The following is a 26,159-nucleotide window of genomic DNA, read 5'->3' on the forward strand; positions in this document are numbered from 1 at the left end:
AACTACCTTATTGTTTTTGTTCAATTTCCGTTTGGATGTACTTCTTGCTGACATCCACCACTGCAATATCTCGGATAAATTCACGACCCAATAACACAGGATGGGTCATTTGTGAACGATCTGCCAAAGTGAACTGTGTTTTTTCGTGAATCTTGCCCAATCTTACCCACAATTCGACCACAGCTCTGCGCTCCATCTCATCATTTGTGGCTTGGCGTATTTTTACGAAGCGAATAATTGGAGCTTCAATCCAGTTCGTATCATCCAATGGGGTCACACCATCAGATAAATGAAAACGCACCCAGTTTTTTCCATTGCGTTCAAATTGTTCGATATCGACTGCATTTAAAGAAGAGGTTTCAGCTCCGGTATCGATTCGACTGTCAAAAGTCTGCTTAATTGAATCGATAGTGACTCGTTCGATTGCGCCTAGCAACAACTCTTGGGAAGGAGGCGGTGTAGCTTGAAGTGAGGTCGAAGTGATGACTGGGTCACGGCTTCTCTTCATTTCAGCCATAGTCTCTGTTTTAAATTTGAGCAGTTCTTTATCTAACGAATCGATCTTGGTTTGTAGGCTTTCAATGTGTTGGGCTTGACTACTCACCTGTTGCTCTAGGTGAGTAAATTTTTGCGTGAGGCTTATTTCTGAAGATTGGATTGCTGCAAGGGTTTCTTGATGGTATTGCTCACCGTTAATAAGTGTGCAGCCTGAAAGTAACGCAATTGAAATGACCGGAGTCAACTTGGTAAACATTGAGAATCCTGCATGAGATGTAAGTTGTTTATAAAAATTAGGAGTTTAGAACATTCCTAGCCCAGCTCACAAGGCACATTGCCAACGCAAGCCGGATCGAGTAACGATTAGTGATACACTGCAAAAAATAGGATGCAGTGCGCATCCTAAATTTTAGAGTCTTTTAAGTTTCAGATTAAGTATTTGCCCGACCTAAAAAGTTAGGAATCTGTCAAGAATTAGTCTTAATTAGGTTTTTTCGCGACTAGGATGGCTCGGCGTGGTGCAGGGTGACCTTCGACCGTTTTTCTTGGATCATTCTGGTCGAGATAGTCGGGTAGAGAATTGTGAGTCATCCAGTCTGTGGTACGCTGTTCATCAACGGATGTGATATTTTCATCGACGATACGTACGTCCTCGAACCCAACTTGCTCAAGCCATACTTTGAGTGCTTTGGCCGATGGGAAAAAGTACACATTTCGCATCTGAGCATATCTATCAACAGGTACTAAAACCGACGTTTCATCTCCCTCAATGACTAAGGTTTCTAAAACAAGCTCTCCCCCGGCGATAAGCTGATCTTTGAGTTGAATAAGGTGATCGAGCGGGGAGCGTCGATGATAAAGTACTCCCATGCTAAATACGGTATCGAACGCTTCTAGCTTTGGTAGCTGCTCAATTCCTAATGGTAAAAGGTGCGCACGCTGATTGTTGCCCATTAATTTACGCACTGCTTCAAACTGGATCAGGAATAGGTGGGACGGGTCAATACCAACACACAAGCGGGCATCTTCGCCCAACATGCGCCACATGTGATAGCCATTACCACAGCCTACATCGAGAACACTACGGTTCTTAAGTGGTGAGATATGCGGTAGGACTCGATCCCATTTCCAGTCACTGCGCCACTCTGTATCAATGTGAATACCGTGTAGATGATATGGGCCTTTACGCCAAGGGTGGAACGTACGAAGCAGACTTTCTAGCTTTTTCAGCTCACCATCGTGAAAGGGTGTATCGTTGGCAATGGTAACTGAGTTCTTCAAATCAACCTGATCTGGAGAGCCTTCGGGAATCTTGTTGAGTGCTTTTAGCCAGCGACTAAAATCACCATGTTCTGCGTTTTGCCAATCGGTTAGTTGCTGAGGTAAAACATTAAGCCATGGCTGGAGGCGCGTATCCGTGGCAATTAACTGATAAAAATTGGCAAAGTTAAACATAGTTTTTCACTGATAATAAATTAAACAATTTAGCTCAATATGCTGAGCAAACGACTCATTTTTGCTACTTTATAGCGAACATTGAACCAAAGTTGAAACATTGGAACCAGACATCGAAGCTACTAAAACCGATTTCGGCAAAGCGTTCTTTGTGTTCTTTTTTCGAGTCAGGGCGCATGACGTTTTCAATCGCACTGCGCTTTTGACTGATCTCGAGTTCGCTGTACCCATTCGCACGTTTAAAGTCATGGTGAAGGTCAATAAGCAGCTCATTCGAGACTGGGTCTTCGAACACATATTTTTCCGAGAGAATCAATATCCCACCGGGGCGAAGGCCTGCGTAGATCTTCTCAAGTAAAGTATATCTGTCTTGTGGCGAGAGAAATTGTAGGGTGAAGTTAAGTACTACGACAGAAGCGTTTTGTATTTCAATATTGCGAATGTCTGCTTCTACCACATCCACAGGTGTATCGCTGCGGTAAGCATTGATGTGCAGCTTGCAGCGCTCAACCATGGCAGACGAGTTATCGACGGCAATGATTTGGCAACCTTCCTGCTGAATATGACGACGCATGGATAAGGTTGCGGCGCCGAGTGAGCAGCCAAGATCGTAAATATTCGAATGCGGTTTAACGAACCTTTCGGCCAACATACCAATAGCAGAGATGATGTTGCTGTATCCAGGGACAGATCGCTGAATCATATCAGGAAAGACTTCTGCAACACGTTCATCAAACGTGAAGTCTCCTATTTTATCGATAGGAGCGGAAAACATCGTATCTGGATTGCTCTTAGGGTTCATAATCGATTCTCTGACAAGTGTCGCAGTCGCATCAAAAAAGGCGCGTATTTTATGAGAAAATCGCGCCCGTGTCATGTGTTGAGACAATTCTACTCAGAACATCTGTAACTGCGAATTGCCATCGTTGGCCGGGAATGCTGATAAGTCAGGCAATTGAGTAGTGTTTTGCAGCATTTTGTACAAATTACCCGCAAGTTCTGGCGCAATAATATTGTCGGCGGTATGAATCATTACATAAGGTTGTTTACCTTCGGCTATCCACTCTGGTAGCTTTTTCAGCCAAGGGGTGAAAAAAGCGTAGTTTTCAGACTCCGTTGGATGACCGATAAAGCGAATCATGGGGTGTGAGGCTGTGGCGATGGCGTGCACTGGGACTTTAGGTTTCTTTTGCTGTGCGTCGATGATGGCTTCATTGTCCGGTTTTGCTGCAAACACAGGGCGGCTATCCATGATAATCCGGTCGTAGCCTTTCTCGTACAGCCACTGGTTTAATTGACGTTCTTCTTCACCTTTGGCGAAAAAAGCAGGATGTCGAACTTCAACGCCAATAGGGAAGTTGGGTGGGAATAAATCGCAGAACCTTTGCAGATCATTTAGATGTTCGGGGCCAAAAGCAGCTGGTAACTGAATGGTCCACTGGCCAATGCGGTCATGCAGAGGTGCCATGATTTGCATGAACTCGTTGAGTGGCCCTTTGCTGCCTCGTAGCATTTGTTGGTGAGTGATCGCTTTAGGCAGCTTAAAAGTGAACTTGAAATCATCATGCGTCGCAGCTCGCCAGTTCTGAACTGTCGACACACTCGGAGTGGCGTAAAACGTCGTATTACCCTCAACAGTATGAAAAACTTGGGCGTATTTTTCTAACCTTTCAGCTGGTTTGGTCCCACTGCCATAAAAGCTTTGTTGCCAGTTGTTATGTGACCACATGGTGAGACCAAGTCGAAGAGGTAATTCGTTCATATCTAAATGTCTTTGACTGTTTTGCTAGATACTTTACGAGAGTTTTGAAGAGAGTGATACTTTCGAGCTATAATCAGCGCCAATTTTTTCTGATTGATGTGGTTTTGCTCTTTTATTGCGCTAAAAAGCATCAAAACCGGATAAATAGCAATAAATTGTATTCTGAGTAGTCGATTTTGAATGACTTTCAGCGTATAAATGGATCTTTGCGCTATCAGCTAGGAAAACGCTGATATCGAGTAATTAACAAATTTAAAGAGATTGGGAAATTCATTATGCGTACCCATTACTGTGGTCACCTGAACAAGTCCCTTGCAGGACAAACTGTAGAACTTTGCGGCTGGGTTAACCGTCGTCGTGATTTAGGCGGTCTTATTTTTATCGATATGCGAGATCGTGAAGGCGTCGTTCAGGTAGTTGTTGATCCAGATATGGTAGATGCGTATGAAGTAGCTAACACACTTCGTAATGAATTCTGTATCAAGCTAACTGGTGAAGTTCGTGTTCGCCCAGATAGCCAAGTAAACAAAGATATGGCAACGGGTGAAGTTGAGATCATCGCGAAAGGCCTTGAAATCATCAACCGTGCTGACGTTCTGCCACTAGACTTCAACCAAAAGAACTCTGAAGAGCAGCGCCTGAAGTACCGTTACCTAGATCTACGTCGTCCTGAAATGAGCGACCGCATTAAGCTACGTGCTAAAGCGTCTAGCTTTGTTCGTCGTTTCCTAGATGACAATGGTTTCCTAGACATTGAAACGCCAGTTCTAACTAAAGCGACGCCAGAAGGCGCACGTGACTACTTAGTACCAAGTCGTGTTCACAAAGGCAGCTTCTACGCGCTTCCTCAGTCTCCACAGCTATTCAAACAGCTGCTAATGATGTCTGGTTTTGACCGTTACTACCAAATCGTTAAGTGTTTCCGTGATGAAGACTTACGTGCTGACCGTCAACCAGAATTCACTCAGATCGATATCGAAACGTCTTTTATGACGGCTGATGAAGTTCGCGCAACGACTGAGAAAATGGTTCGCGATATGTGGCAAGAGCTACTCAACGTAGACCTAGGACAATTCCCAGTAATGCCTTTCTCTGAAGCGATTCGTCGTTTCGGTAGCGATAAGCCAGACCTACGTAATCCACTAGAGCTAGTAGACGTTGCTGATCTAGTGAAAGACGTTGAGTTCAAAGTATTCTCAGGCCCTGCAAACGATGAGAAAGGTCGTGTTGCGGTAATTCGCGTACCAGGTGGTGCTTCTCTAACTCGTAAGCAGATTGATGGCTACGGTGAATTCGTTGGCATCTACGGTGCGAAAGGTCTTGCATGGATGAAGGTTAACGACCGCGCTGCAGGTATGGAAGGTATCCAATCTCCAGTGGCTAAGTTCCTAAATGAAGATGTGATCAACGGCATTCTGGATCGCACTCAAGCTGAATCTGGCGACATCATTCTATTCGGTGCGGATAAAGCGAACACAGTTGCAGAAGCAATGGGTGCACTTCGTCTAAAACTGGGTAAAGACCTTGAACTGACAGACGAAAACGCATGGGCTCCGCTATGGGTTGTTGACTTCCCAATGTTCGAAGAAGACGACGAAGGCAACCTGCACGCAATGCACCACCCATTCACTTCTCCATTAGGTGTGAATGCTGAAGAATTGAAAGCAAACCCAGCAGCAGCGAATTCAAATGCTTACGATATGGTTATCAACGGCTACGAAGTTGGTGGTGGTTCTGTTCGTATTCACAACGCAGAAATGCAGGCAGCGGTGTTTGATATTCTTGGTATCGATGCAGAGGAACAGCAGCTTAAGTTTGGCTTCCTACTGGACGCTCTGAAATTCGGTACGCCTCCTCATGCAGGTCTTGCATTCGGTTTAGACCGTCTGGTTATGCTGTTATGTGGTACAGAGAACATCCGTGATGTTATCGCGTTCCCTAAAACAACAGCGGCGGCGTGTCTACTTACCGATGCACCAAGTGTTGCAAACCCAGCAGCACTGGAAGAGCTTGCGATTGCAGTAACGGCTGCAAAAGAGAAAGACGCAGAATAAGCTTTTCGCTGATAGTGAATGTAAACGGCGCTTCAATTGAAGCGCCGTTTTTGTATGTTCGGAGTCACAGTGGCTGCAATTAGATCAGGATTTCTTTCCATTCACCTGGCTGTAATTCACCTAGCTTAATATCGCCCATTGAATATCGAATTAGACGTAGGGTTGGGAAGCCAATATTAGCGGTCATGCGGCGAACCTGACGGTTTCTTCCTTCGATAATGGTGATTGCCAGCCAAGTGGTCGGAATATTGGCCCTAAAGCGAACAGGAGGGTTACGTTCCCATACACTGGGCTCTGCCATCACTTCAACTTTTGCTGGTAGAGTCATGCCATCTTTAAGCTCAACACCCTTCCTCAACTTATCGAGATCAGACTCTGATGGTGCGCCGTCAACTTGCACCCAATACGTTTTCGGTGACTTAGATTTTGGTTGAGTCAGCTTGGCCTGCAGTATGCCATCATTAGTCAGTACCATTAGACCTTCGCTATCTCTATCGAGTCTTCCTGCCGCATAAACCTCTTTGACTGGGATAAAATCTGCTAACGTTTTTCTACCTTCTCCATCAGTGAATTGACTCAAGGTATCGAAAGGTTTATTAAACACGATCACCTTGCGATCTTCAGGGGCTATTTTAGGCTTAGTACTCGCCGGCTTTTTACGGTTCTTTGATGAATGATGTTTGGTTTTATTGGTCGAAGCTGGGCGTTTAAAACCGGGCTTATGTGAACGTGAAGAGGGCGAGGAGGACTCACGGCGTGAGCGTGTTGACATGTTAACTACCTTGCAAAAATGTAAACGAAGTGTGGGCGAAAATTTTCAAAGCCACCCATTTTAGGCTATGATGTGCGCGCCCGAAAACAGGATTGGTGCACAAGATAATAGACTATTCCTCCGATTTTGTTTAATTATAAAAGTACAGTTCTCATGGATCTTACGCTTCAAACAAAAAACGTAAGGAAAAAACAAAAGAGACAATAAAATCGCAACAAGTGAGGGGATGACAAATCAAACTTGTTAGCGGACACACAACCCAAAGCCGTTCATCCGACGGACTTTGTAAGAACAATAGGGAAATTTCATGCCTACAGAAAAACCTACAATTATTTACACCATCACTGATGAAGCTCCTGCACTAGCAACGTATTCACTGCTACCAATCATTCAGTCTTTCACGGCTTCATCTGGTATTGATGTTGATACTCGTGATATCTCTCTAGCTGGGCGTATTATTGCAAACTTCCCAGAGCATTTGACTGAAGAACAACGCATTGGTGACGCTCTATCGGAGCTGGGTGAGCTGGCAAAGACGCCAGAGGCTAACATCATTAAATTGCCGAATATTTCTGCTTCTATCCCACAGCTTAAAGCAGCAATCAAAGAACTTCAGGACAAAGGCTACAATCTGCCTAACTACCCTGAAGAGCCAAGCACGTATGAAGAAGAAGCTATCAAGGCAACATACGACAAAATTAAAGGCAGTGCGGTAAACCCAGTACTGCGTGAGGGTAACTCAGATCGTCGTGCCCCTCAGTCAGTTAAGAACTACGCCAAGAAAAATCCACATTCAATGGGCGCATGGTCGAAAGACTCCAAGTCGCATGTATCAAGCATGTCAGATAGTGATTTCTTTGGTAGTGAAAAGTCTCACACGGTGGATGGTGCGACAGAAGTTAAAATCGAATTTGCTGCTGCTGATGGTTCTGTGAAAGAGCTGAAAGCACCATTTGCTCTGCAAGATCAGGAAATCATAGATTGCTCAGTAATGAAGAAAAAAGCGCTAGTTGATTTCTTTGAAAAAGAAATTGCTGACGCAAAAGAGAAAGACGTTCTTTTATCGCTGCACATGAAAGCAACGATGATGAAAGTGTCGGACCCAGTGATTTTTGGCCATGCTGTTAAGGTTTACTACAAAGACGTATTTGCTAAGTACGGTGACGTATTTGAACAATTAGGTGTTGATGTAAACAACGGTATTGGTGATGTTTACGCTAAGATTGCCGCTCTACCTGCAGTTCAAAAAGAAGAAATCGAAGCTGCGCTGCAAGCTGTTTACGAAACTCAACCACCGCTAGCTATGGTTGATTCAGATCGTGGTATCACTAACCTTCACGTGCCAAGTGACATCATCGTTGATGCTTCTATGCCTGCAATGCTGCGTTCTTCTGGCCAAATGTGGGGTCCAGATGGTAAGCAGAAAGACACCAAAGCGATGATCCCAGATCGTAGCTACGCAAGCATCTATCAAGCGGTTATCGATTTCTGTAAAGAAAACGGTGCGTTTGATCCAACGACAATGGGTAGCGTGCCAAACGTAGGTCTAATGGCTCAGAAAGCGGAAGAGTACGGTTCTCACGACAAGACTTTCATTCTTGACCAAGCCGGTACAATCCGCGTTGTTGATGCTGCTGGTGTAGTACTACTAGATCAAGAGGTTGAGGAAGGCGATATCTTCCGTATGTGCCAGGTGAAAGACGCACCGATTCAAGACTGGGTGAAACTGGCGGTAACACGTGCTCGCGCAACGGGTGTTCCTGCAGTATTCTGGCTAGACGAAAATCGAGCACATGATGCTCAGCTGATCAAGAAGGTGAAAGCTTACCTGCCTAACCACGATACATCAGGTCTAGAAATCAAGATCCTAGCACCACTCGATGCATGTAAGTTCTCTCTAGAGCGTATCAAAGAAGGTAAGGATACGATTTCTGTTACAGGTAACGTATTGCGTGACTACTTAACGGATTTATTCCCGATTCTAGAGCTTGGCACGTCTGCCAAAATGCTCTCAATCGTGCCACTGATGAATGGTGGCGGTCTGTTTGAAACTGGAGCGGGTGGTTCTGCGCCTAAGCACGTTCAACAGGTTGAGAAAGAGAACCACCTACGTTGGGATTCTTTGGGTGAATTCCTAGCGCTCGCGGCGTCTCTAGAGCACCTAAGCACTGTTACTGGTAATGCGAAAGCTCAAGTATTGGCAGATGCACTAGACAAGGCAACAGGTGAGTTCTTAGATAACAACAAGTCTCCTTCGCGTAAAGTGGGTGAGTTAGATAACCGCGGTAGCCATTACTACCTAGCGACCTACTGGGCGCAAGCTCTCGCATCACAAACAACAGATGCAGACTTGGCAGCAGAATTTGCTCCTATAGCCGAAGCATTGTCTTCTAACGAAGATACTATTGTCGCTGAGCTTAATGGGGCACAAGGTGTTGCTGGTGAACTGGGTGGTTACTATGCTCCTGAGTTTGAGAAAGCATCAACTCTGATGCGCCCAAGCGCAACACTAAACGCTATTATCAATCGTTAATTCGTTGATTAAAAATAAAAAACCCGCCAATTGGCGGGTTTTTTGGTTGCGATCCACCGGTAGTTTACACCGATGAACGACATTGGCAGCGTGTTATTTAATGGCTTGAGCTTCTACGGGCACCACAGAGCTGGCGTGATACCCTTTAGGTCCTTCTTCTACTTCAAATGTGACTTGTTGACCTGCTTTCAGAGTACGATACCCGTCCATCTTAATGGTGGAGTAATGAGCAAAGACATCCCCGTCTTCACCTTCCGGACAGATAAAACCAAATCCTTTGGCATTGTTAAACCATTTTACTGTACCTGTAGCCATGCTATACATCCCTCATGCATATTGTTACTGAAGTTGTGTGATTACACGATGAATTCCGTGTGTAAACAGAAAGTGAATATCCATTCAGCCGCTGCCAAATTTTAAGTCACTATTTGACCAATGTAGCCAATGATTGAACTCAGTCAATAGGAAAAACGTATCACACTCAACATATTTGCAAACAAATCACCTTTGTGGTTTACATTTTTGCAAAGAGTTTCAGGGTAATCCGGTCTGTTCTATTAATGGAGTGAATGGTTTTTGGTGTCTTTTTAATCAATTAGATAGAGAATGCAGTTTAATAGAAATCTTTTATTTGCAGCGATACAATTGCTGCATTAGTCTCTAAGTAAGGGCGTAAATTTGCTTGGCTCAAATTGTTCTTACTTATAAGAGCTAAATCGATAACTTCTGCGCAGTGAAGTGGTAAAATTACCTTAAGCAACTTTCTAAACACGATTAGTCATGAGCAAGCAATTTGAATGGGTCACTCCAGACTCTGATTTACTGGAGCTAGAAAAAACAAAAGTAAAGCCGCCGTCCATGTATAACGTTGTTTTGAATAACGATGATTACACGCCAATGGACTTTGTTATTGACATCCTAGAGCGTTTTTTCTCTATGGATATAGACAAGGCAACACAAGTGATGCTCAAAGTGCATTACGAAGGCAAAGCGATATGTGGCACATACACCGCGGAAGTCGCAGAAACCAAAGTAGCGCAAGTCACTATGTATTCTCAAGAAAATGAGCATCCTTTGCTTTGTACAATGGAGCAAGCGTAAAGCTGAATCAAGCAACATGAGTTGCTGCCAAAGGAGGTACTTATGCTGAATAAAGAGTTAGAGTCGAGTCTAAACGGCGCATTCTCTCGCGCTAGAGACAAACGACATGAGTTTATGACCGTCGAGCACCTCCTGCTAGCATTGTTGGAAAACGATGCAGCAAGGGAAGCCCTTCTTGCTTGTCAGGCAGATATTAATGCCCTTCGAAACGAGTTAGATATCTTCATAGATCAGACCACACCACTTATCCCTGAAAATGATGAAACTCGTGAAACCCAACCTACTTTGAGCTTTCAACGTGTCTTGCAACGTGCGGTGTTCCACGTGCAATCGTCAGGGCGCAGTGAAGTCACTGGCGCTAACGTTTTAGTCGCAATCTTCAGTGAACAAGAGTCGCATGCGGCCTACCTTCTTAAAAAGAATGATATAAGTCGTCTAGATATTGTTAACTTTATTTCCCATGGAATCACTAAAGCTTCAAGCTCAAGTGATGATGCCTCTTCATCGGATTCTTTCAGTAGCAGTGATAATACTGAGGAAGCAGGCTCAGAAGAACGTTTGGAAAGCTTTGCTTCCAACTTGAACCAGCTGGCTAAACAAGGTCAGATTGATCCTTTGATTGGCCGAGATAAAGAGCTAGAAAGAACCATTCAAGTATTGTGTCGCCGCCGCAAAAACAATCCACTTCTAGTCGGTGAAGCGGGTGTTGGTAAAACTGCGATTGCGGAAGGCTTAGCGTGGAGAATTGTTGAAGGACAAGTTCCTGAAATTATTAAAAACAGTGTAATTTATTCTTTGGATATTGGTTCGCTACTGGCTGGCACCAAATATCGTGGTGACTTTGAAAAACGTTTTAAAGCAATTTTGAAGCAGCTTGAAAAAGAAGATGATGCGATTCTTTTCATCGATGAAATTCATACCATTATTGGTGCTGGTGCGGCGTCTGGTGGTCAAGTTGATGCTGCTAACTTGATTAAGCCTCTGTTGAGTAGCGGTAAATTACGTTGTATCGGTTCAACCACGTATCAGGAATACAGCAATATCTTTGAAAAAGAACGTGCACTATCTCGCCGTTTCCAGAAGATAGATATTGTTGAGCCATCTCTAGATGATACCACCAAAATTTTGATGGGCCTGAAACCTAAATACGAAGCCCACCATGAGGTTCGTTACACCAACAAGGCATTACGTGCTGCCGTTGAACTTTCGGCCAAATACATCAACGAGCGTCACTTGCCAGATAAAGCCATTGACGTGATTGATGAGGCTGGTGCTCGCCATCGTCTAGCGCCTGCAAGCCGTCGTAAGAAAACCGTTGGTGTGGCCGATATTGAGGCCATGGTAGCGAAAATGGCACGTATTCCTGAAAAATCGGTGTCTTCTTCTGACAAAGAGATTTTGCAGAATCTTGATGAGAAGATGAAGATGCTAGTGTTTGGTCAAGATGATGCGATCGATGTACTAAGCGAAGCCATCAAGCTGACGCGAGCTGGCCTTGGTGCCGATAATAAACCTGTAGGTTCATTCCTATTTGCTGGTCCTACAGGGGTAGGTAAAACGGAAGTTACGGTTCAGTTGTCGAAATTGATGGGCATCGAACTGCTTCGCTTTGATATGTCCGAATATGGTGAACGCCACTCAGTGAGCCGTTTGATCGGTGCGCCTCCTGGTTATGTCGGTTATGATCAGGGTGGTTTGTTGACTGATGCAGTGATCAAGCATCCACACTCCGTTGTGCTTCTGGACGAAATTGAAAAAGCGCATCCAGACATCTTTAACCTACTGCTTCAGGTTATGGATAACGGCACACTGACAGACAATAATGGTCGTAAAGCCGATTTCCGGAATGTCATTCTGGTCATGACTACTAACGCAGGTGTTCAAGAGACAGTTAAGAAATCCATTGGTCTTATCCAGCAAGATCATAGTCATGATGCGATGTCGGAAATCAAGAAAGTCTTTACTCCTGAATTCCGCAACCGTCTGGATAACATCATTTGGTTTAATAGCCTTGATGAACATGTTATTCACCAGGTGGTCGATAAATTCATTGTTGAGCTGCAAGCGCAGTTGGATGCGCGAGGAGTGTCACTTGAGGTATCGGATGATGCTCGCCACTGGCTGGCTATAAAAGGTTATGACAAAGCGATGGGGGCTCGTCCTATGGGACGTGTTATCCAAGAACAGCTTAAGAAACCTTTGGCCAACGAATTGTTATTTGGTTCCTTGGTTGATGGCGGTACGGTAAAAGTGAACCTGAAGAAAGATGAACTCAAGTTTACTTACTTAAGCGAGAAAGAAGAAGCTATTCATTAAAGTAGCGTTATTCAAGAGAAAAGCCAGAGCATGCTCTGGCTTTTTTGTATCAGCTAAAGATGCCTTTTAAAGCAAGGTAGGAGGTTTCGATATGTGCAGGAATCTCTTGCTCAATCTGAAAGCCCTTTTTGGGATAAGCTTTGATTCTTTCAAAGTCTCCTAACATGGCAGTTACCGTTAAATCTAAAGAAATGTCCTCATTGAAGTAGTCAACAAACATCGTCTTGGGCGAGGTTACACAGACATTCTCAACGGTATTCGGCCATTGTTTTATAAATGTGGCGTATGCACGTCTTTCCATATAAGGCTTTTGCACTAAGATAAACGAGCGAAGGTCTAAATTGAGCATATCTAAAACTTTAGCGGTATATAGTACATTTTCACCGGTATTGGTGGCCTTATCTTCGAGAATGATATCACTAGCTGGCACACCAAGATCTCTCGCGATAGCCGCAAATGTGTGTGCTTCTGATTGGTCAAACAGACCGTCTGTTTGACGCCCTTGACCACCTGAAAAGATGATTTTCTTTGCCCAGCCTTCCAGATATAGTTTCGCAGCGTACTCGGCAACGCGAATATCGTTACTGCCGAGTACAAACAAGCAGTCTGATTGTTGTAGTGGCTGGGAAAGTTGCATGTATTCCCATAGGCTTTCAATGTGCTGAAACAACTTTGTTCTCATTGTCTTTCCCTAGATTAAACGAGTTCAAGCGTGTGTTGATAGTGAAAGCGATAGCCTAAGCTTATCAAGCGATCAGCCAATATCCGTTTGTCTGCACATTGCACGATAGGGGGAAGTGATGCATCAGATTGAATACTGTCGAGGGCTGCTTGATAAAATTCTGCTTTGCTAACGGTATTTGGGGTGGTTGCATTGGCTACTACATTCTTACAGTTCAATGCTAGGAAGCTGGTGGCTCCAATGGCATCTGTTAGATGGAGCATATTAGCAGGGGCAAGGTCACTAACCTGCTTCAATTTGTTGACGAAGCGAGATGGGTGGCGATTTGGGCCAACTAATCCACTGCAGCGTACAATACCGTACTCTAGACCAGAATCAATCACATGTTGCTCTGCCTGAAGCATTACTCTTGCGTTGTCAGTAAACACATCGCTGTTAAGAGCATTCGATAAAGACGCATACTCTTCATCTAATGCTTGCGCCAAATTTGGATAGACAGTGGTTGAACTGACCATGACGATTTTGGTGACGCGAGCAACTTGGCAGGCTTGAACAAGTGACAACCATTGAGCTGCGTATTGTGTGCCGTTGCCTTTACGAAACCCAGGGGGGAAACAGCCAATCACAATCTCCGCATGCGTTTTTTCTATGGTTTTAACAAGGCTGGTAGATTCGCTTTGTAAATTTATTTTCACCCCCGATAGTTGTTGTGACTCGAGTTCTCTAACTCCATTGTCTGTTGTGCGGCTTACAAACACTTTGTGGCCTATGGTTTCGAGGTAATGGGCGAGAGGTTTACCGAGCCAACCACCGCCAATAATCAATATTGTTTTCACACTAAGCCCTTGTTCGATACGTTTTTATTTAACTAACTATGTGGAAGACCTATGAAATAATCAACTGTTAGTTTTTCGAGTTTATGCTGTGTGCCTATTCGTGTTGAATGTTTACAGAATGGCGTTAATTGTGTCTATGATTAATAGTGAGTGAGTTATCCGATCCTAGTTTTAGGGGCATTCATGAAATGGTATTTGTGGTTATGGGCCGTTGTGTTTTCTTCAATGGTAACGGCTAATCAGAAGATCTATATGACGTCATTGGAGTGGCCGCCATATTCTGGTACGGATCTCCCTGAGAATGGCTACTCAGTAGCGGTGGCTAGAGAGGCATTTGCGGCGATGGGGTATGAGCTGGTTGTAGATTTTCAACCATGGGTTCGCGCTGTGGCGTTAGCCTCAAAATCCGACAAATATGTTGGGTATTTCCCAGAATATTATTTTGAAAACTCAGAGTTTATTTTCTCGGATCCTATCGGTAGTGGGCCATTAGGCTTAGTAGAAAACGCTCGTTACCCAGTTCGGTGGGAGACGTTATCAGATTTGAAGCACTTTCGAATAGGTGTAGTGCAAGGGTATATCAATACAACAGAGTTCGACAATATGGTTAAAGCTGGTGAACTCCAAGTCGAGGCATCCGCTAACGATGCAAGGAACATTCACAAGGTGGCAAAAGGTCGATTGGATGTCGCGGTGATAGATCCAAATGTCTTAGAGTATCTGATTGGTATTGATGTAAGAGAAAGCTTGTTAAGGAAACGTTTACGAATGAATGCCAAGTTACTAGAAAATAAAATGCTATACATGGCATTTAAAAATCAGCCACAAGGGCAAAGCATCAACAAAATATTTAATCAAGGTTTAGAGAAAATTGATATCGAATCGATTGTCAGTCGACTATCAAAGTCAACTGACTAAGAATCTCGTGGTTAGAGTCATACGCTCGTTTATGATAAGACTAACTAGATAAAACTCTGAGGATTTTGTCTGCATGTTCAGCGACTTCAATCCCTTCATCTGTTAGATAACCACCATCAGGCAGAGTACACAAGCCTTTATCAAAGAGCCTTTTCACGGCCGTCTGCATTTCTTCTGTTGCTTCGTGGTGAACTTTAATACCAGTTGCAGAACTGCTAATGTCAAATTGCAGTAGCAGGTTGAGTTCGGCCATCTTATCAGCGGTATATTTCATAATAAATCCTTAAAGAAAGTACTAAAACAACCATATTCCTCATATTGTTATTCAGCAATTATAGGGAGATAGAAATGTTACCTACCACTTAGTTTGGATAAAAATTCGCTTTTGTTTGATTGGATTATGACCAGTTGATGGTTTGTATTGATCAACCTCCCTAATGCTAAAACTGCATAAGGTAAGGGGTTGATATGTAAATTTGAACTAATGCTTGAGGTCAGAGGTATTTCTTTTAAGCTATATTTCTTAATTGCTTGATAATCATATATATTTATTTTTCCTTTTCTTGAGTTATGCGCATTTTTCTCCTTTCATGTTAGGCAGCTTTGATTGAGTAACCTGTGTTTAAATTGGGTCTCAGCTAAGTTTGGTAATTAAAGCTTGAATTTGATCACTATAAGAGTAATTATCCGCGCCCACAAATCCACATTATTTAGAATGTCTTTGCATGATGAATTTAAACCAGTTTGATTCTTTACTGCCGCCACAGATGGCGGAACGTGCCGCTGAAATTGGGGTTGGTAAGGCAACGAAAGACCCAATGAAGTCTTTCCTATTGGCGATTTCTGCCGGTATTCACATTGGTATTGCATTTGTTTTCTACACTATAGTGACCACTGGTGCAGGTGACTTACCATGGGGAATCACGCGACTACTGGGTGGTTTGGCTTTCAGTTTAGGCTTGATTCTTGTCGTTGTCACAGGGGGAGAGCTTTTTACCAGCTCTGTGTTGACTCTTGTGGCGAGAGCTAGCGGCAAGATCACTTGGAAGATGTTAATGAAAAACTGGATCGTGGTGTACAGTGGCAATCTTATTGGCGCGCTATTATTAGTGATTTGTATGTTACTTACCAAGCAGTACATGTTTGATAGCGGGCAGGTTGGCTTAAATGCAATGGCGATTTCACAGCATAAACTGCACCATAGTTTTATCTCAGCGGTTGCGCTAGGCATTATGTGTAATGTCTTGGTGTGTATAGCGGTATGGATGACATTTAGCGGGCGCACACTCACGGATAAAATAGCCGTTATGATCTTACCCGTTGCTATGTTTGTCTCCGCAGGTTTTGAGCACTGTATCGCGAACATGTTTCAAGTACCTATGGCGGTTGGCATTAAGTTTTTTGCTCCCGATGAGTTTTGGCAGATGACAGGGGCTAATATCGCGGATTATGCCGATCTTAATCTTCTTAATTTTATTACCAATAACCTTATACCTGTGACCTTGGGTAATATCATTGGCGGCGGTGTTTTTGTCGGGGTGTGGTATTGGATGATCTACCTAAGAGATTAGTTTTGTTGGACTATATAAGATATAGGCTCGTTGAAAAACGAGCCTATTTTGATTCTTTTACTTCTCAGTGTATTTGACGCCAAGATTCTTCAATGATGTCATCCAAAGCCAGAATTTCTTCGGGCTGAGAAACAAGCCAATTTCGTGTTTCATTGTCTTCCCATTGAGAAGTCTCGGTTGGGTTAGAAGTAGCGCCAATTTGCATTATCTGTATCCTTACAAAAAGCTGACTACGGCAGTGTAAAGTTAGCATTTGACGTTTTTATGACGATAATTGGATTTGATTGGTAGGCATATGAATCTTATGTCCTTTTATTTTCTAGCTTATGGCGGTTATAGGATCAGGACTTATCCTGAAAGCGATGACATGGTTATCCACAGATTTTGTGGATAAAATCTTTCCTCCGTTTAAGGCATATCGCCTAGGCTAGGCTTTTCCTAAGCTCACTAAGATTTTCCCTTCCTTATTAATGCAATATCGGACCGTAAGCGACAGGGTCAGGCTGATTGAGATAGACAGCATGACAAAGATCGCAATCATGATCATTACTTGATATTTGATCGCGACGATAGGGCTCGCTCCTCCCAGTATTTGGCCTGTCATCATTCCAGGTAGTGTCACTAAGCCACTGGTTGTCATCGATGCTAAGGTCGGCGCAAGCGACTTCTGGATTGACTCACGAACAAATGGCAAAGTTGCAAATTTAGGTGCTGCTCCCAACGCTATGGCAGCTTCATACTCGCTATGGCGCGTTTCCATAGCGGTGAAAATGTTCTGCAAAGCCACAATGTTACCACTGAGAGAGTTGCCTAGCAGCATACCGGCCAAGGGGATGAGGTATTGGGCATTGAATAGTGGTTGTGGCTGAATGATCAAAAAACAGATGATAAACAACAGTGGTAGTAAACCAATGAGTAAACCTGCGCTGACAGGGTATATCAACCTTTGTTTGGGTAACTTTACTTTACTGATGATGGAACTGGCACCAATGAGAGTCATGGCCATCAGCCAAATACCATTGATAGTTAAGCTGTTGAGCTCAAATAAGTATTGAAGATAAACACCGACCAGCAATAACTGGATGGTCATCCTTGCCACACTGATGAGTGTTTCTTTTTCAATATTGAGTCGATAGTGTCGGCTGATTAACAACGGAATCGCCAATGTACAGAAGAATAAGGCCAGCATTGGCCAGGAAATATCGACAGCACCGCTCATAAGCCCTCCTAAAAAGCAATATGTATTGTATCCCTAAAATCTTATGAAGAATGGATTTCAGTGAAAAACTGTTCTCCAAAGCTTCACCAGCACCATCTTTAAAGGCAAGAAATCCGCTTATTTTTACTCTCGATTTGAAACAAAGGTGTAACAAGTTTGAGGATTTTATGTGGAGTGTCGCTTGCTGCAAGCCGGAATTTTTAGCCTGTTATTTCACTTTATTGTTGCTTAAGTGTTGCGTTTTAACAGTTTGTTTACTGTTAACAAGTTTTCATAATTTCAAGCATGTTGACATATGAATTATTAATCAAACACATATCTGGATGAGCTCAAAAAAGTGCTGAATAACAAGCTTTGTAAGGACGGATTTAATTGAACCCTACAAATAGTATGGTCTAACATTTTTATCTAGAGATTATGAAAAAGGCAAGCTCAGCGATAAGAGCTATCCAATAACACTAAATACAAAATAGGCAAATGTATGAGTGATGTTAACAAAATTAAGAGTGGCGAAAAACGCTCGCTGGAGTGGAAATCTTTCCTCTTTATCGCGGTTGTTCTCTTCCCGGTTCTGAGTGTGGCTTTCGTAGGTGGCTACGGATTTATTGTTTGGATGCTACAGGTGTTCTTTTTTGGACCTCCTGGTGCACATGGCATGTAAAGCACTGAGCTCATTTCCACATTTTGAAAAATTTAAGAGAGCAAACCATGAAATCATTGATTGTTAAATTGTGGCGCACTATGACGCGCCCAGCGGTTCATATCAGCCTCGGTGTGCTGACGATGGGCGGCTTTATTGCTGGTGTCATCTTCTGGGGTGGTTTCAACACAGCACTAGAAGCGACTAATACGGAAGAGTTCTGTATTAGCTGTCATACCATGCGTGACAACGTCTACGTTGAACTCCAAGAAACGGTTCACTGGAAAAACCATTCAGGTGTGCGAGCTACTTGCCCTGATTGTCACGTTCCTCATAACTGGACCGATAAAATTGCCCGTAAGATGCAAGCCTCTAAAGAAGTATTCGCCCAAGTGTTTGGTAACTACGACGAACCAGGTGTATTTGAAGAGCGCCGTATCGAACTCGCTAAACACGAATGGGATCGCTTCTCTGCGAACAAATCCTTGGAGTGCAAAAACTGCCACAACTATGAGTCAATGGACTTTGAACAAATGTCCCCAACGGCTCGCATCCAAATGAAGCAAGCGGCGGAAAAAGATCAGAGCTGTGTTGACTGCCATAAAGGTATTGCGCACAAGCTTCCAGCCGGTATGGACAGTATTGGTGGGATTGTTGGTGAGCTGGAGCAGCTGACTTCCAGCACAGATTACTCCGTGGGTAACGCCTTGGTGAGCGTTCGCCATCTACCTGTCTATTTTGATGAAACGGGGGCTGAAGAAGCAGGCCTGCTTAACCCAGCATCGACAGTTACAGTTCTAGAAGACAAGGGCGAAATGATGAAGGTTGAGATTGATGGCTGGCGCAAAGCAAAAGGCTTTGGCCGTGTCATCCAAGAAGACTTTGGTATGAACATCGCGGTGGGTTCATTGCTAAAAGAAGCGGCGACCAGCGATGAAATTGTCACTAAAGGCGAGAAGAAAGTCGATGAACTAACGGGCCTTCCTTGGGAGAAAGTGGCAGCTACAGTTTGGATGAGAAAAGAAGCAATGCTAAACGACGTGACGCCTATCTGGGAAAAAGCGAGCGAAGCCTATAAGACCAACTGTTCAGTTTGTCACACACAGCCTGATGAAGCGCACTTCGATGCGAACACTTGGCCCGGTATGTTCAACGGTATGTTGGCGTTTGTTAACTTCGACACAGATAGCGAAGCCCTAGTATTGAAGTACCTACAGAAGCACTCTTCAGATTTTGCTGAAGGTCATCACTAATAAGCGTCGGATGGAGTAATTGAAATGGCTATTACACGAAGAAGTTTTCTTAAAGGTGTAGCAACGACCAGTGCAGCATCAGTCATCGGTCCAAGCTTATTGGCATCGGCTTCTGCAAGTGCAGCAGAAACAACAGGAACATGGAAAGTATCGGGGTCTCATTGGGGCGCATTCCGTGCTCATATCTATGCGGGTAAAGTTCAAGAGATCAAGCCGCTAGAAACAGATACCAACCCAACTGATATGATCAACGGCATCAAGGGGGTGATTTACAACCCGTCTCGTGTCCGCTACCCAATGGTGCGCCTAGATTGGTTGAAAAAGCACAAGTACAGTGCCGAAACTCGCGGCGACAATCGCTTTATTCGTGTCACTTGGGATGAAGCTTTGGATCTGTTCTACCGTGAGTTAGAGCGCATTCAGAAAGACTATGGACCTTGGGCATTGCACGCAGGCCAAACGGGTTGGCGTCAGACAGGTCAATTCCATAGCTGTACCAGTCACATGCAGCGTGCAGTGGGTATGCATGGTAACTTCATTACAAAAGTTGGTGATTACTCAACTGGCGCTGGCCAGACGATTCTGCCGTATGTATTGGGTTCGACAGAAGTTTACGCACAAGGTACATCGTGGTCTGAGATTCTGGAAAACTCAGATAACATCATCCTATGGGCTAATGATCCGGTGAAGAACCTTCAGGTTGGTTGGAACTGTGAAACTCACCAGTCATTCCCTTACTTGGAGCAATTGAAAGAGAAAGTCGCTAAAGGCGAAATCAACGTACTTTCTGTTGACCCAGTGAAGAACAAAACTCAGCGTTTCCTACAAAATGATCACTTGTACATTAACCCAATGACTGACGTTGCGTTTATGTTGGCGGTCGCTCATGTGTTGTACAACGAAAAACTTCACGATCAGAAGTTCATTGATACCTACTGCCTTGGTTTCGACGAGTTTATTAAGTACGTTCAAGGTGAGACGAAAGACAAACTTGAAAAAACACCGGAATGGGCGGCTGAGATTTGTGGCGTAAGCGCTGACAAGATCCGTGAATTTGCGCGCATGCTGGTTAATGGTCGCACACAGATCCTGATGGGATGGTGTATTCAGCGTCAGGAGCACGGTGAACAGCCTTATTGGGCGGCGGCAGTTGTGGCGTCAATGGTCGGTCAAATTGGTCTTCCGGGTGGCGGTATTTCTTATGGTCACCACTATTCTGGTATCGGCGTACCTTCAACTGGCTTCGCTGCACCGGGTGGTTTCCCACGTAACCTTGACCAAGGTATGAAGCCAAAATGGGACAACAATGACTACAACGGTTACAGCAAAACCATTCCTGTTGCCCGTTGGATTGACTGTCTGTTGGAACCGGGTAAAGAAATTCGCTACAACGGTAGTAAAGTGAAGTTACCGGGTTACAAAATGATGGTGATTTCAGGGAACAACCCGTGGCATCACCACCAAGATCGCAACCGTATGAAGAAGGCCTTCAAGCAGCTTCAGACAGTGGTGACTGTAGAGTTCGCTTGGACTGCAACGTGTCGATTCTCTGATATCGTTCTACCAGCTTGTACTCAGTTTGAACGTAATGACATCGACGTCTACGGCTCATACTCAGGTAAAGGTTTGATTGCGATGCACCGTCTAGTGGATCCATTGTTCCAATCTAAGACAGACTTCGAGATCTTCACCGAGCTCAGTCGTCGATTTGGCCGCCATAACGAGTACACGCGTGGTATGGATGAAATGCAGTGGGTTCGCTCATTGTATGATGACTGTCGTGCGGCAAACAAAGGTAAGTTCGACATGCCATCGTTCGACGATTTCTGGGAACAGAGCGTTCTTGATTTCGGCGAAGGTAAACCTTGGGTTCGACACGCTGATTTCCGTGAAGATCCAGAAATTAACGCACTTGGTACTCCTTCTGGCTTTATTGAGATTACCTCCCGTAAGATTGGTCGTTATGGCTATGAGCACTGTCAGGAACACCCAATGTGGTTTGAAAAGACAGAACGCTCACATGGTGGACCGGGTTCAGACAAGTTCCCATTCTGGCTGCAATCGTGTCACCCGGATAAACGCCTGCACTCGCAAATGTGTGAGTCGGAAGAATTCCGTGCAACTTACGCGGTGCAAGGTCGTGAACCGGTTTACATAAACCCTCAGGATGCGAAAGATAAAGGCATTAAAGACGGTGATTTGGTTCGTGTGTTTAACGACCGTGGTCAATTACTAGCAGGCGCTGTTCTTATGGATAGCTACGCTCGTGGTGTTATCCGTATCGAAGAGGGTGCCTGGTATGGTCCTCTGAACGAAAAAGAAGGGGCAATTTGTACCTATGGTGATCCAAATACGTTAACAATGGATATCGGTTCTTCGGAGCTTGCTCAGGCAACCTCTGCGAATACATGTATCGTTGATTTTGAGAAGTTCACAGGTAAGGTCCCCCCAGTGACGTCATTCGGTGGCCCAATCGAAGTCGCCTAAGTGTGAGTAAAGCGAGCCTGCTATATATGAATTAATATATAGCAGGCTTAGTATTGTTTTTTAATATTTTTCAGTCTAAATAAAAACCACTTAATTTTATAAGTTTATATTAATTTCCCTTCGCATATATTTCGTTTATCAATTAAGTTTGACTTATATTGATGTTTTTATTATTTTGAAATATTTAATGAAAAAATAATTAAACTTAATGTCATGAAATTAAAATCTCACTTAACCAATATCTATTTCTCTTAATATTAATTAGTAGAGATTGTTTTGTGAAAAAGGAAATTTTGGCATTGTCAATAGTATTGACATTAATGGGTTGTCAGGAAGAGGATAATACTATCTCCCTAACGACAAATGGAAAAATTGATTTCATTATTCATCCATACCTTCAGATGCCTACTAGTAATAGTATGACGGTACGTTTTGAGGCCTTGGATGAACATACTCAAGTTTGGGCTAGGCCTAAGGAAAGCTCTGAGGAGTTTATTATTGTAGAGGCGGATTTGATCGATGAATCTATTTCTAACACTAAAACAGCTGTGCTCAATGACCTAAAACCATCAACTGTGTATGAGTATTATATCGTTGCTCTTAACTCACAGGATGAAGGAAAAATAAAATCCAAATCCCCTAAATTCGCCTTTAAAACTTTACCAGAGCAAGGGGATAGCTCAGAACTTAATATTGTTGCGATAGGCGATACTCAAAATGGTGATACGATTGGTGTTTTGAGCGATGTCGTTAATAAAGGGATCATTTCTTACGCATGTGAAGGGAACGAAGCCACATGTGCAGATAATATATCAGCAATTACTATTGCGGGGGATGTCGTCTCTACAGGTAACGTTATGGAGCATTGGCGTCATGAGTTCTTTGAACAAATGAAGAATATTACTCCTTATGTCCCTTTAATTACGGTCCCAGGAAACCATGACTACTATGATGGTTCAAACTTAGGTATATACAAGCATTTCTTCGAAAAGCCGACCAATGGTGTTGAAGGGTACGAAGAAACTTGGTATTCGATTGATTTAGGGCGTTTACGCATTATAGGTTTAGACAGCTTCCCCATCTCTCATGATCATTCGAATTTTCAAAGAGACGTCATGAGAACCCAACGTCAATGGTTGAAAGACAAACTCAACACAACGCAGAATAATGAAGATATAAAGTATGTATTTTCTATGTTCCATCATCCGTGCTTGTCTGAGCTGTGGATCACAGGTGAGAGCTTAGGTTCCTGTGAGTTAGTCGCGGAAACAGAAAACTATTCAAAAGCGACGGGGCATATCTCTGGGCACTTTTTCGGCCATACTCATGCTTATTCCCGTGGGCAGTCGATGGACACCAATCACCTTTGGGTTAATGCATCAACCTCGCAAGGCTATCGAGAGCCGATTCATGACACTCATATGCTATATGATGTACAGGATTACAATACATTTGCGATCAGCAGAAGTGAATTTGGTTTTAATATCCTGACCTTTAATGCCAATGGTAGTGAGAGTGTCAATATGAAGCGATACTCTGCAACGGTGGCAAGTAAAGTCGGTGGTTATGGCTCACTTCAAGACGGGTTTGAAATGACAGATGAAGTGACAGTGACGCCAGGCAAGACAGTGCTTCCTGCTCCACAAATTGTCTCACCGAATGGAGAAGTGGACAGCAAGGATATCATGCTTGAAATAAGCCATAGTGATCCTGATTCGATTTATGAAGTGCAGTGGCAGCTATCGAAAGACGCTGAGTTTGAAGGCGATGTCTATGATTTATGGGGCAACCATACACGTAAGCACAATGTGATGCCTCAGCCGAAAGAGGGGGAAGACCCGGGTGATGAAGTGGATCCAACGTGGCGTGAAGGCGATCTAGTCGATAGTCAAGAAGGAGTGGACCTTACAAAATTAGATCTGACTAATTTTATTAATAAGTTTTATATCGGTGGTGATGAAGCTTATAAATGGAGTGACCATATTTACACTCTAAAACATGAGATTATGAGCAAAACCGATTCTGATGAAGACACTTTAGTTGAAGCGGGTGATGTTCGTCGTGAAAAAGTGACTCATACCAGCGCATACGATCGATTCTTAGGTCAGGGCAACCAAGCGCCACAGTTCGACATTCAAGATGGTGATAGATGGCACTGGAAAGTACGTGTTCGTAGCGCCGATTTGAACTGGTCTGACTGGAGTGACACTGGGACTTTTGAGGTCAACCTTCAGCCTTAACGTATTATTCAATCATACGGTGACATACTCATGAGTATGTCACCGTTACTTAGTTCACGCTGTTCATTTAACAGATAGACGTATCCAGTCAAGCTTCCACTTCGGATTATGAAGAGCAGCTATAATGAGAGATACCACCTGCTGAGAAATACTCTAACGGTCTTAGCTTGTAGTATTTCTCTTCGACCTCTTTGGATTGCTCACCATACGGATCCGCTAATATCTCTTGTAACTCATGGATAAGCGCAAAATTTCCCTGTCTAGCTTGCTCATAAGCGGGGACAATAAGCCATTCGCGCCAAGTGTATTTAGGGTTCACTTGCTTCATGTCACGAGAGATAACCTCGATACCTTTTTCAACATTGAGTAACTCACGCCATGATGTTAACCACTCACTCCACTCGTTTTCTAACGTCTCATCAGGCTCTGCGTAAAAGCTCTTGGCGATTTCAGAGACTTCTTGTGGAATTTTTGAAAGCTCACGGAAAAATATAGTGTAATCGACATGAGTCTTCATCATCAGAGTCATTAGGGAATGAAACAACTCAGCATCAAACGTGTCGAGCCCTAATTTGTCTGCCCACATTTGAGTGATGTTGTCTTGCATCAGTGAAGAGAAATCTTGGCGAATCTCATCCAATTGATCGATAAGCTCTGGGGAAGACTTTAACAGAGGTTCTATTGCGCTACAGAAAGATTCAAAGTTTTTTTCCGCAGCTAATGGCTGGTTAAAGAAGGCAAAATGACGACCACCCCCTGTCCATGGTTGGAAGTAGGGCTCAAAGCGCTCGCAAAATCCGAAAGGGCCATAGTCCAAGGTGAAGCCACCTATAGCGCAATTGTCACTATTGAAGTTACCTTGGCAAAATCCCACACGTAGCCAGTTAGTCACTAGGAGCCCCAGCCTGTCACGAAATGCCATTGCCAGTTTCAGTACTTTGTCCATTAGAGGAAGCGTGGCATCGATCTGATCCTTATACTCTCGCTCGACCATATGTAAAACCATCATCTCCAGTTCTTTTAATGCATTCGGATGAGCTTGGCTTCGTGCTCTTCGTCCAAAGAGTTCAAGTTGGCCAACCCGTAAGAATGAAGGTGCAACACGTGTGGTAATCGCTACAGGGTTCGATACCATGATGTCGGGATCTTGTGAGCGGGAGCCTTCTCGGTACCAAGGGCGATCAACAGTATCAGACTGAGAGACAAATAAGCTTAAAGAGCGAGATGAGGCAACGCCGAGAGCATGCATATGCTCCTGAGCGAGAAACTCTCGGACACTGGATCGCAGCACGGCACGGCCATCTGCACCGCGGCAGTATGGAGTGGGCCCACCACCTTTTAACTGCATTTCCCAGCGTTGGTGGTTGAGCACACCTTCAAACACAGAAATCGCCCGTCCATCACCATAGCCATTGCCTGTTCGAAATGGGCACTGGTCGGTATATTCATTCCCGAAGATCGATAAAGCATAGCCTGTCGCCCAGCCGATATTGCGCATAGGAGCTGGGACACAGCTGACATCGCCAGAAAACAGGCGTTTAAACTCCTCGCTATGGGCAAGAGTATCGTCTAATCCCAGTTGTTTAAAAAACGCTTGGCTATGACTAACGTAGACAGGGTCAGTAATGGGAGTTGGTTTTACGGGAACATAATGACCTGAAAAGACCTGCCTTGGAAAATGATCTTCGCCGTTTTCTGTTGCGTCAGGATCGGGAAGAAGCGTATCGAGTAAAGAGTAGTCCGAGGCTTGAGCAAAATGGCTTAGATTATCAATAGCCGCAGAGCAGCCAGTCCTTTCTTGTTGACTCATGGTGTTTATCAT

At 43.9% G+C, this 26,159-nt stretch carries 22 protein-coding genes; 10 read left to right on the forward strand and 12 right to left on the reverse strand.

Going from position 1 to position 26,159, the window contains the following annotated elements; genetic code table 11:
- Window positions 1-7: 7 nt before the first annotated feature.
- The 4 genes from L1D23_RS09165 to L1D23_RS09180 form a co-directional block, all read right to left on the reverse strand.
- On the reverse strand, window positions 8-754 hold the full coding sequence (locus L1D23_RS09165; protein ID WP_239838254.1) for an ATP-dependent zinc protease: 747 nt from the start codon (window positions 752-754) through the stop codon (window positions 8-10).
- 224 nt (window positions 755-978) lie between these two features.
- The gene (gene cmoB / locus L1D23_RS09170; protein WP_239865728.1) at window positions 979-1,953 is read right to left on the reverse strand and encodes a tRNA 5-methoxyuridine(34)/uridine 5-oxyacetic acid(34) synthase CmoB; all 975 of its coding nucleotides are present in this window, start codon (window positions 1,951-1,953) and stop codon (window positions 979-981) included.
- 64 nt (window positions 1,954-2,017) lie between these two features.
- Entirely contained in the window at window positions 2,018-2,755 is a 738-nt protein-coding gene (gene cmoA / locus L1D23_RS09175; protein WP_239865730.1) for a carboxy-S-adenosyl-L-methionine synthase CmoA, read from the reverse strand.
- Between the two features lie 93 nt (window positions 2,756-2,848).
- Window positions 2,849-3,715: a DUF72 domain-containing protein gene (locus L1D23_RS09180; protein ID WP_239865732.1), complete on the reverse strand. Its 867-nt coding sequence runs from the start codon at window positions 3,713-3,715 to the stop codon at window positions 2,849-2,851.
- A gap of 275 nt (window positions 3,716-3,990) precedes the next feature.
- Here L1D23_RS09180 and aspS point away from each other — a divergent pair, with 275 nt between their 5' ends.
- Window positions 3,991-5,769: an aspartate--tRNA ligase gene (gene aspS / locus L1D23_RS09185; protein WP_239865734.1), complete on the forward strand. Its 1,779-nt coding sequence runs from the start codon at window positions 3,991-3,993 to the stop codon at window positions 5,767-5,769.
- Window positions 5,770-5,848: 79 nt separating this feature from the next.
- On the opposite strand, the gene L1D23_RS09190 is transcribed toward aspS, so the two are convergent.
- Window positions 5,849-6,541: a pseudouridine synthase gene (locus tag L1D23_RS09190; RefSeq protein WP_239865736.1), complete on the reverse strand. Its 693-nt coding sequence runs from the start codon at window positions 6,539-6,541 to the stop codon at window positions 5,849-5,851.
- A 307-nt stretch (window positions 6,542-6,848) separates the two neighbouring features.
- Here L1D23_RS09190 and L1D23_RS09195 point away from each other — a divergent pair, with 307 nt between their 5' ends.
- Entirely contained in the window at window positions 6,849-9,074 is a 2,226-nt protein-coding gene (locus L1D23_RS09195; RefSeq protein WP_239865738.1) for an NADP-dependent isocitrate dehydrogenase, read from the forward strand.
- A gap of 93 nt (window positions 9,075-9,167) precedes the next feature.
- On the opposite strand, the gene cspD is transcribed toward L1D23_RS09195, so the two are convergent.
- Window positions 9,168-9,389 carry a cold shock domain-containing protein CspD gene (gene cspD / locus L1D23_RS09200; RefSeq protein WP_006962882.1) on the reverse strand — a complete coding sequence of 74 codons (222 nt, stop codon included), beginning with the start codon at window positions 9,387-9,389 and terminating at the stop codon, window positions 9,168-9,170.
- Between the two features lie 465 nt (window positions 9,390-9,854).
- Here cspD and clpS point away from each other — a divergent pair, with 465 nt between their 5' ends.
- Window positions 9,855-10,175 (forward strand): ATP-dependent Clp protease adapter ClpS, encoded by a 321-nt coding sequence (gene clpS, locus L1D23_RS09205; RefSeq protein ID WP_239838261.1) that lies wholly within the window; start codon window positions 9,855-9,857, stop codon window positions 10,173-10,175.
- A gap of 42 nt (window positions 10,176-10,217) precedes the next feature.
- The gene (gene clpA / locus L1D23_RS09210; RefSeq protein ID WP_239865740.1) at window positions 10,218-12,491 is read left to right on the forward strand and encodes an ATP-dependent Clp protease ATP-binding subunit ClpA; all 2,274 of its coding nucleotides are present in this window, start codon (window positions 10,218-10,220) and stop codon (window positions 12,489-12,491) included.
- A 49-nt stretch (window positions 12,492-12,540) separates the two neighbouring features.
- Here clpA and L1D23_RS09215 read toward each other — a convergent pair whose 3' ends face one another.
- Together L1D23_RS09215 and L1D23_RS09220 are read right to left on the reverse strand one after the other, a co-directional pair.
- On the reverse strand, window positions 12,541-13,173 hold the full coding sequence (locus L1D23_RS09215) for a YdcF family protein (RefSeq protein WP_239865742.1): 633 nt from the start codon (window positions 13,171-13,173) through the stop codon (window positions 12,541-12,543).
- A 14-nt stretch (window positions 13,174-13,187) separates the two neighbouring features.
- Window positions 13,188-14,009 carry an NAD(P)H-binding protein gene (locus L1D23_RS09220; RefSeq protein WP_239865744.1) on the reverse strand — a complete coding sequence of 274 codons (822 nt, stop codon included), beginning with the start codon at window positions 14,007-14,009 and terminating at the stop codon, window positions 13,188-13,190.
- 183 nt (window positions 14,010-14,192) lie between these two features.
- Between L1D23_RS09220 and L1D23_RS09225 the strand changes: the two genes are divergently transcribed.
- On the forward strand, window positions 14,193-14,927 hold the full coding sequence (locus L1D23_RS09225; RefSeq protein ID WP_239865745.1) for a transporter substrate-binding domain-containing protein: 735 nt from the start codon (window positions 14,193-14,195) through the stop codon (window positions 14,925-14,927).
- 40 nt (window positions 14,928-14,967) lie between these two features.
- Here the strand turns inward: L1D23_RS09225 and L1D23_RS09230 are convergent, their stop codons facing one another.
- Complete coding sequence (locus L1D23_RS09230; protein ID WP_239838266.1) at window positions 14,968-15,201, reverse strand: TIGR02647 family protein; 234 nt, start codon at window positions 15,199-15,201, stop codon at window positions 14,968-14,970.
- Between the two features lie 454 nt (window positions 15,202-15,655).
- Here L1D23_RS09230 and focA point away from each other — a divergent pair, with 454 nt between their 5' ends.
- Complete coding sequence (gene focA, locus L1D23_RS09235) at window positions 15,656-16,498, forward strand: formate transporter FocA (protein ID WP_239838278.1); 843 nt, start codon at window positions 15,656-15,658, stop codon at window positions 16,496-16,498.
- 64 nt (window positions 16,499-16,562) lie between these two features.
- Here focA and L1D23_RS09240 read toward each other — a convergent pair whose 3' ends face one another.
- Window positions 16,563-16,703 (reverse strand): hypothetical protein, encoded by a 141-nt coding sequence (locus tag L1D23_RS09240; RefSeq protein ID WP_239838267.1) that lies wholly within the window; start codon window positions 16,701-16,703, stop codon window positions 16,563-16,565.
- A gap of 222 nt (window positions 16,704-16,925) precedes the next feature.
- A complete protein-coding gene (locus tag L1D23_RS09245) occupies window positions 16,926-17,717 on the reverse strand; it encodes an ABC transporter permease (RefSeq protein WP_239865746.1) in 792 nt (263 codons plus the stop codon).
- Between the two features lie 481 nt (window positions 17,718-18,198).
- Between L1D23_RS09245 and torE the strand changes: the two genes are divergently transcribed.
- The 4 genes from torE to L1D23_RS09265 all read left to right on the forward strand — a co-directional run bounded on the left by torE (window position 18,199) and on the right by L1D23_RS09265 (window position 24,337).
- Window positions 18,199-18,378, forward strand: a complete 180-nt coding sequence (torE, locus tag L1D23_RS09250; RefSeq protein WP_239865747.1) for a trimethylamine N-oxide reductase system protein TorE — start codon at window positions 18,199-18,201, stop codon at window positions 18,376-18,378.
- 47 nt (window positions 18,379-18,425) lie between these two features.
- The gene (torC, locus tag L1D23_RS09255; protein WP_239865748.1) at window positions 18,426-19,610 is read left to right on the forward strand and encodes a pentaheme c-type cytochrome TorC; all 1,185 of its coding nucleotides are present in this window, start codon (window positions 18,426-18,428) and stop codon (window positions 19,608-19,610) included.
- 24 nt (window positions 19,611-19,634) lie between these two features.
- Window positions 19,635-22,097, forward strand: coding sequence for a trimethylamine-N-oxide reductase TorA (gene torA / locus L1D23_RS09260; RefSeq protein WP_239865749.1), 2,463 nt, complete (start codon window positions 19,635-19,637; stop codon window positions 22,095-22,097).
- 299 nt (window positions 22,098-22,396) lie between these two features.
- On the forward strand, window positions 22,397-24,337 hold the full coding sequence (locus tag L1D23_RS09265) for a metallophosphoesterase (protein WP_239865750.1): 1,941 nt from the start codon (window positions 22,397-22,399) through the stop codon (window positions 24,335-24,337).
- A 106-nt stretch (window positions 24,338-24,443) separates the two neighbouring features.
- Here L1D23_RS09265 and L1D23_RS09270 read toward each other — a convergent pair whose 3' ends face one another.
- A complete protein-coding gene (locus tag L1D23_RS09270; protein WP_239865757.1) occupies window positions 24,444-26,147 on the reverse strand; it encodes a protein adenylyltransferase SelO family protein in 1,704 nt (567 codons plus the stop codon).
- Between the last annotated feature and the right edge of the window lie 12 nt (window positions 26,148-26,159).

This window comes from Vibrio sp. Isolate24 (assembly GCF_022398215.1).
Taxonomy (GTDB): Bacteria; Pseudomonadota; Gammaproteobacteria; order Enterobacterales; family Vibrionaceae; genus Vibrio; species Vibrio coralliilyticus_A.

Bases quoted from the DNA above. Each gene is read 5' to 3' on its own strand.
- L1D23_RS09165 (WP_239838254.1), bottom strand. From the start codon at position 754: ATGTTTACCAAGTTGACTCCGGTCATTTCAATTGCGTTACTTTCAGGC.
- cmoB (WP_239865728.1), bottom strand. From the start codon at position 1,953: ATGTTTAACTTTGCCAATTTTTATCAGTTAATTGCCACGGATACGCGC.
- cmoA (WP_239865730.1), bottom strand. From the start codon at position 2,755: ATGAACCCTAAGAGCAATCCAGATACGATGTTTTCCGCTCCTATCGAT.
- L1D23_RS09180 (WP_239865732.1), bottom strand. From the start codon at position 3,715: ATGAACGAATTACCTCTTCGACTTGGTCTCACCATGTGGTCACATAAC.
- aspS (WP_239865734.1), top strand. From the start codon at position 3,991: ATGCGTACCCATTACTGTGGTCACCTGAACAAGTCCCTTGCAGGACAA.
- L1D23_RS09190 (WP_239865736.1), bottom strand. From the start codon at position 6,541: ATGTCAACACGCTCACGCCGTGAGTCCTCCTCGCCCTCTTCACGTTCA.
- L1D23_RS09195 (WP_239865738.1), top strand. From the start codon at position 6,849: ATGCCTACAGAAAAACCTACAATTATTTACACCATCACTGATGAAGCT.
- cspD (WP_006962882.1), bottom strand. From the start codon at position 9,389: ATGGCTACAGGTACAGTAAAATGGTTTAACAATGCCAAAGGATTTGGT.
- clpS (WP_239838261.1), top strand. From the start codon at position 9,855: ATGAGCAAGCAATTTGAATGGGTCACTCCAGACTCTGATTTACTGGAG.
- clpA (WP_239865740.1), top strand. From the start codon at position 10,218: ATGCTGAATAAAGAGTTAGAGTCGAGTCTAAACGGCGCATTCTCTCGC.
- L1D23_RS09215 (WP_239865742.1), bottom strand. From the start codon at position 13,173: ATGAGAACAAAGTTGTTTCAGCACATTGAAAGCCTATGGGAATACATG.
- L1D23_RS09225 (WP_239865745.1), top strand. From the start codon at position 14,193: ATGAAATGGTATTTGTGGTTATGGGCCGTTGTGTTTTCTTCAATGGTA.
- L1D23_RS09230 (WP_239838266.1), bottom strand. From the start codon at position 15,201: ATGAAATATACCGCTGATAAGATGGCCGAACTCAACCTGCTACTGCAA.
- focA (WP_239838278.1), top strand. From the start codon at position 15,656: ATGAATTTAAACCAGTTTGATTCTTTACTGCCGCCACAGATGGCGGAA.
- L1D23_RS09240 (WP_239838267.1), bottom strand. From the start codon at position 16,703: ATGCAAATTGGCGCTACTTCTAACCCAACCGAGACTTCTCAATGGGAA.
- L1D23_RS09245 (WP_239865746.1), bottom strand. From the start codon at position 17,717: ATGAGCGGTGCTGTCGATATTTCCTGGCCAATGCTGGCCTTATTCTTC.
- torE (WP_239865747.1), top strand. From the start codon at position 18,199: ATGAGTGATGTTAACAAAATTAAGAGTGGCGAAAAACGCTCGCTGGAG.
- torC (WP_239865748.1), top strand. From the start codon at position 18,426: ATGAAATCATTGATTGTTAAATTGTGGCGCACTATGACGCGCCCAGCG.
- torA (WP_239865749.1), top strand. From the start codon at position 19,635: ATGGCTATTACACGAAGAAGTTTTCTTAAAGGTGTAGCAACGACCAGT.
- L1D23_RS09270 (WP_239865757.1), bottom strand. From the start codon at position 26,147: ATGAGTCAACAAGAAAGGACTGGCTGCTCTGCGGCTATTGATAATCTA.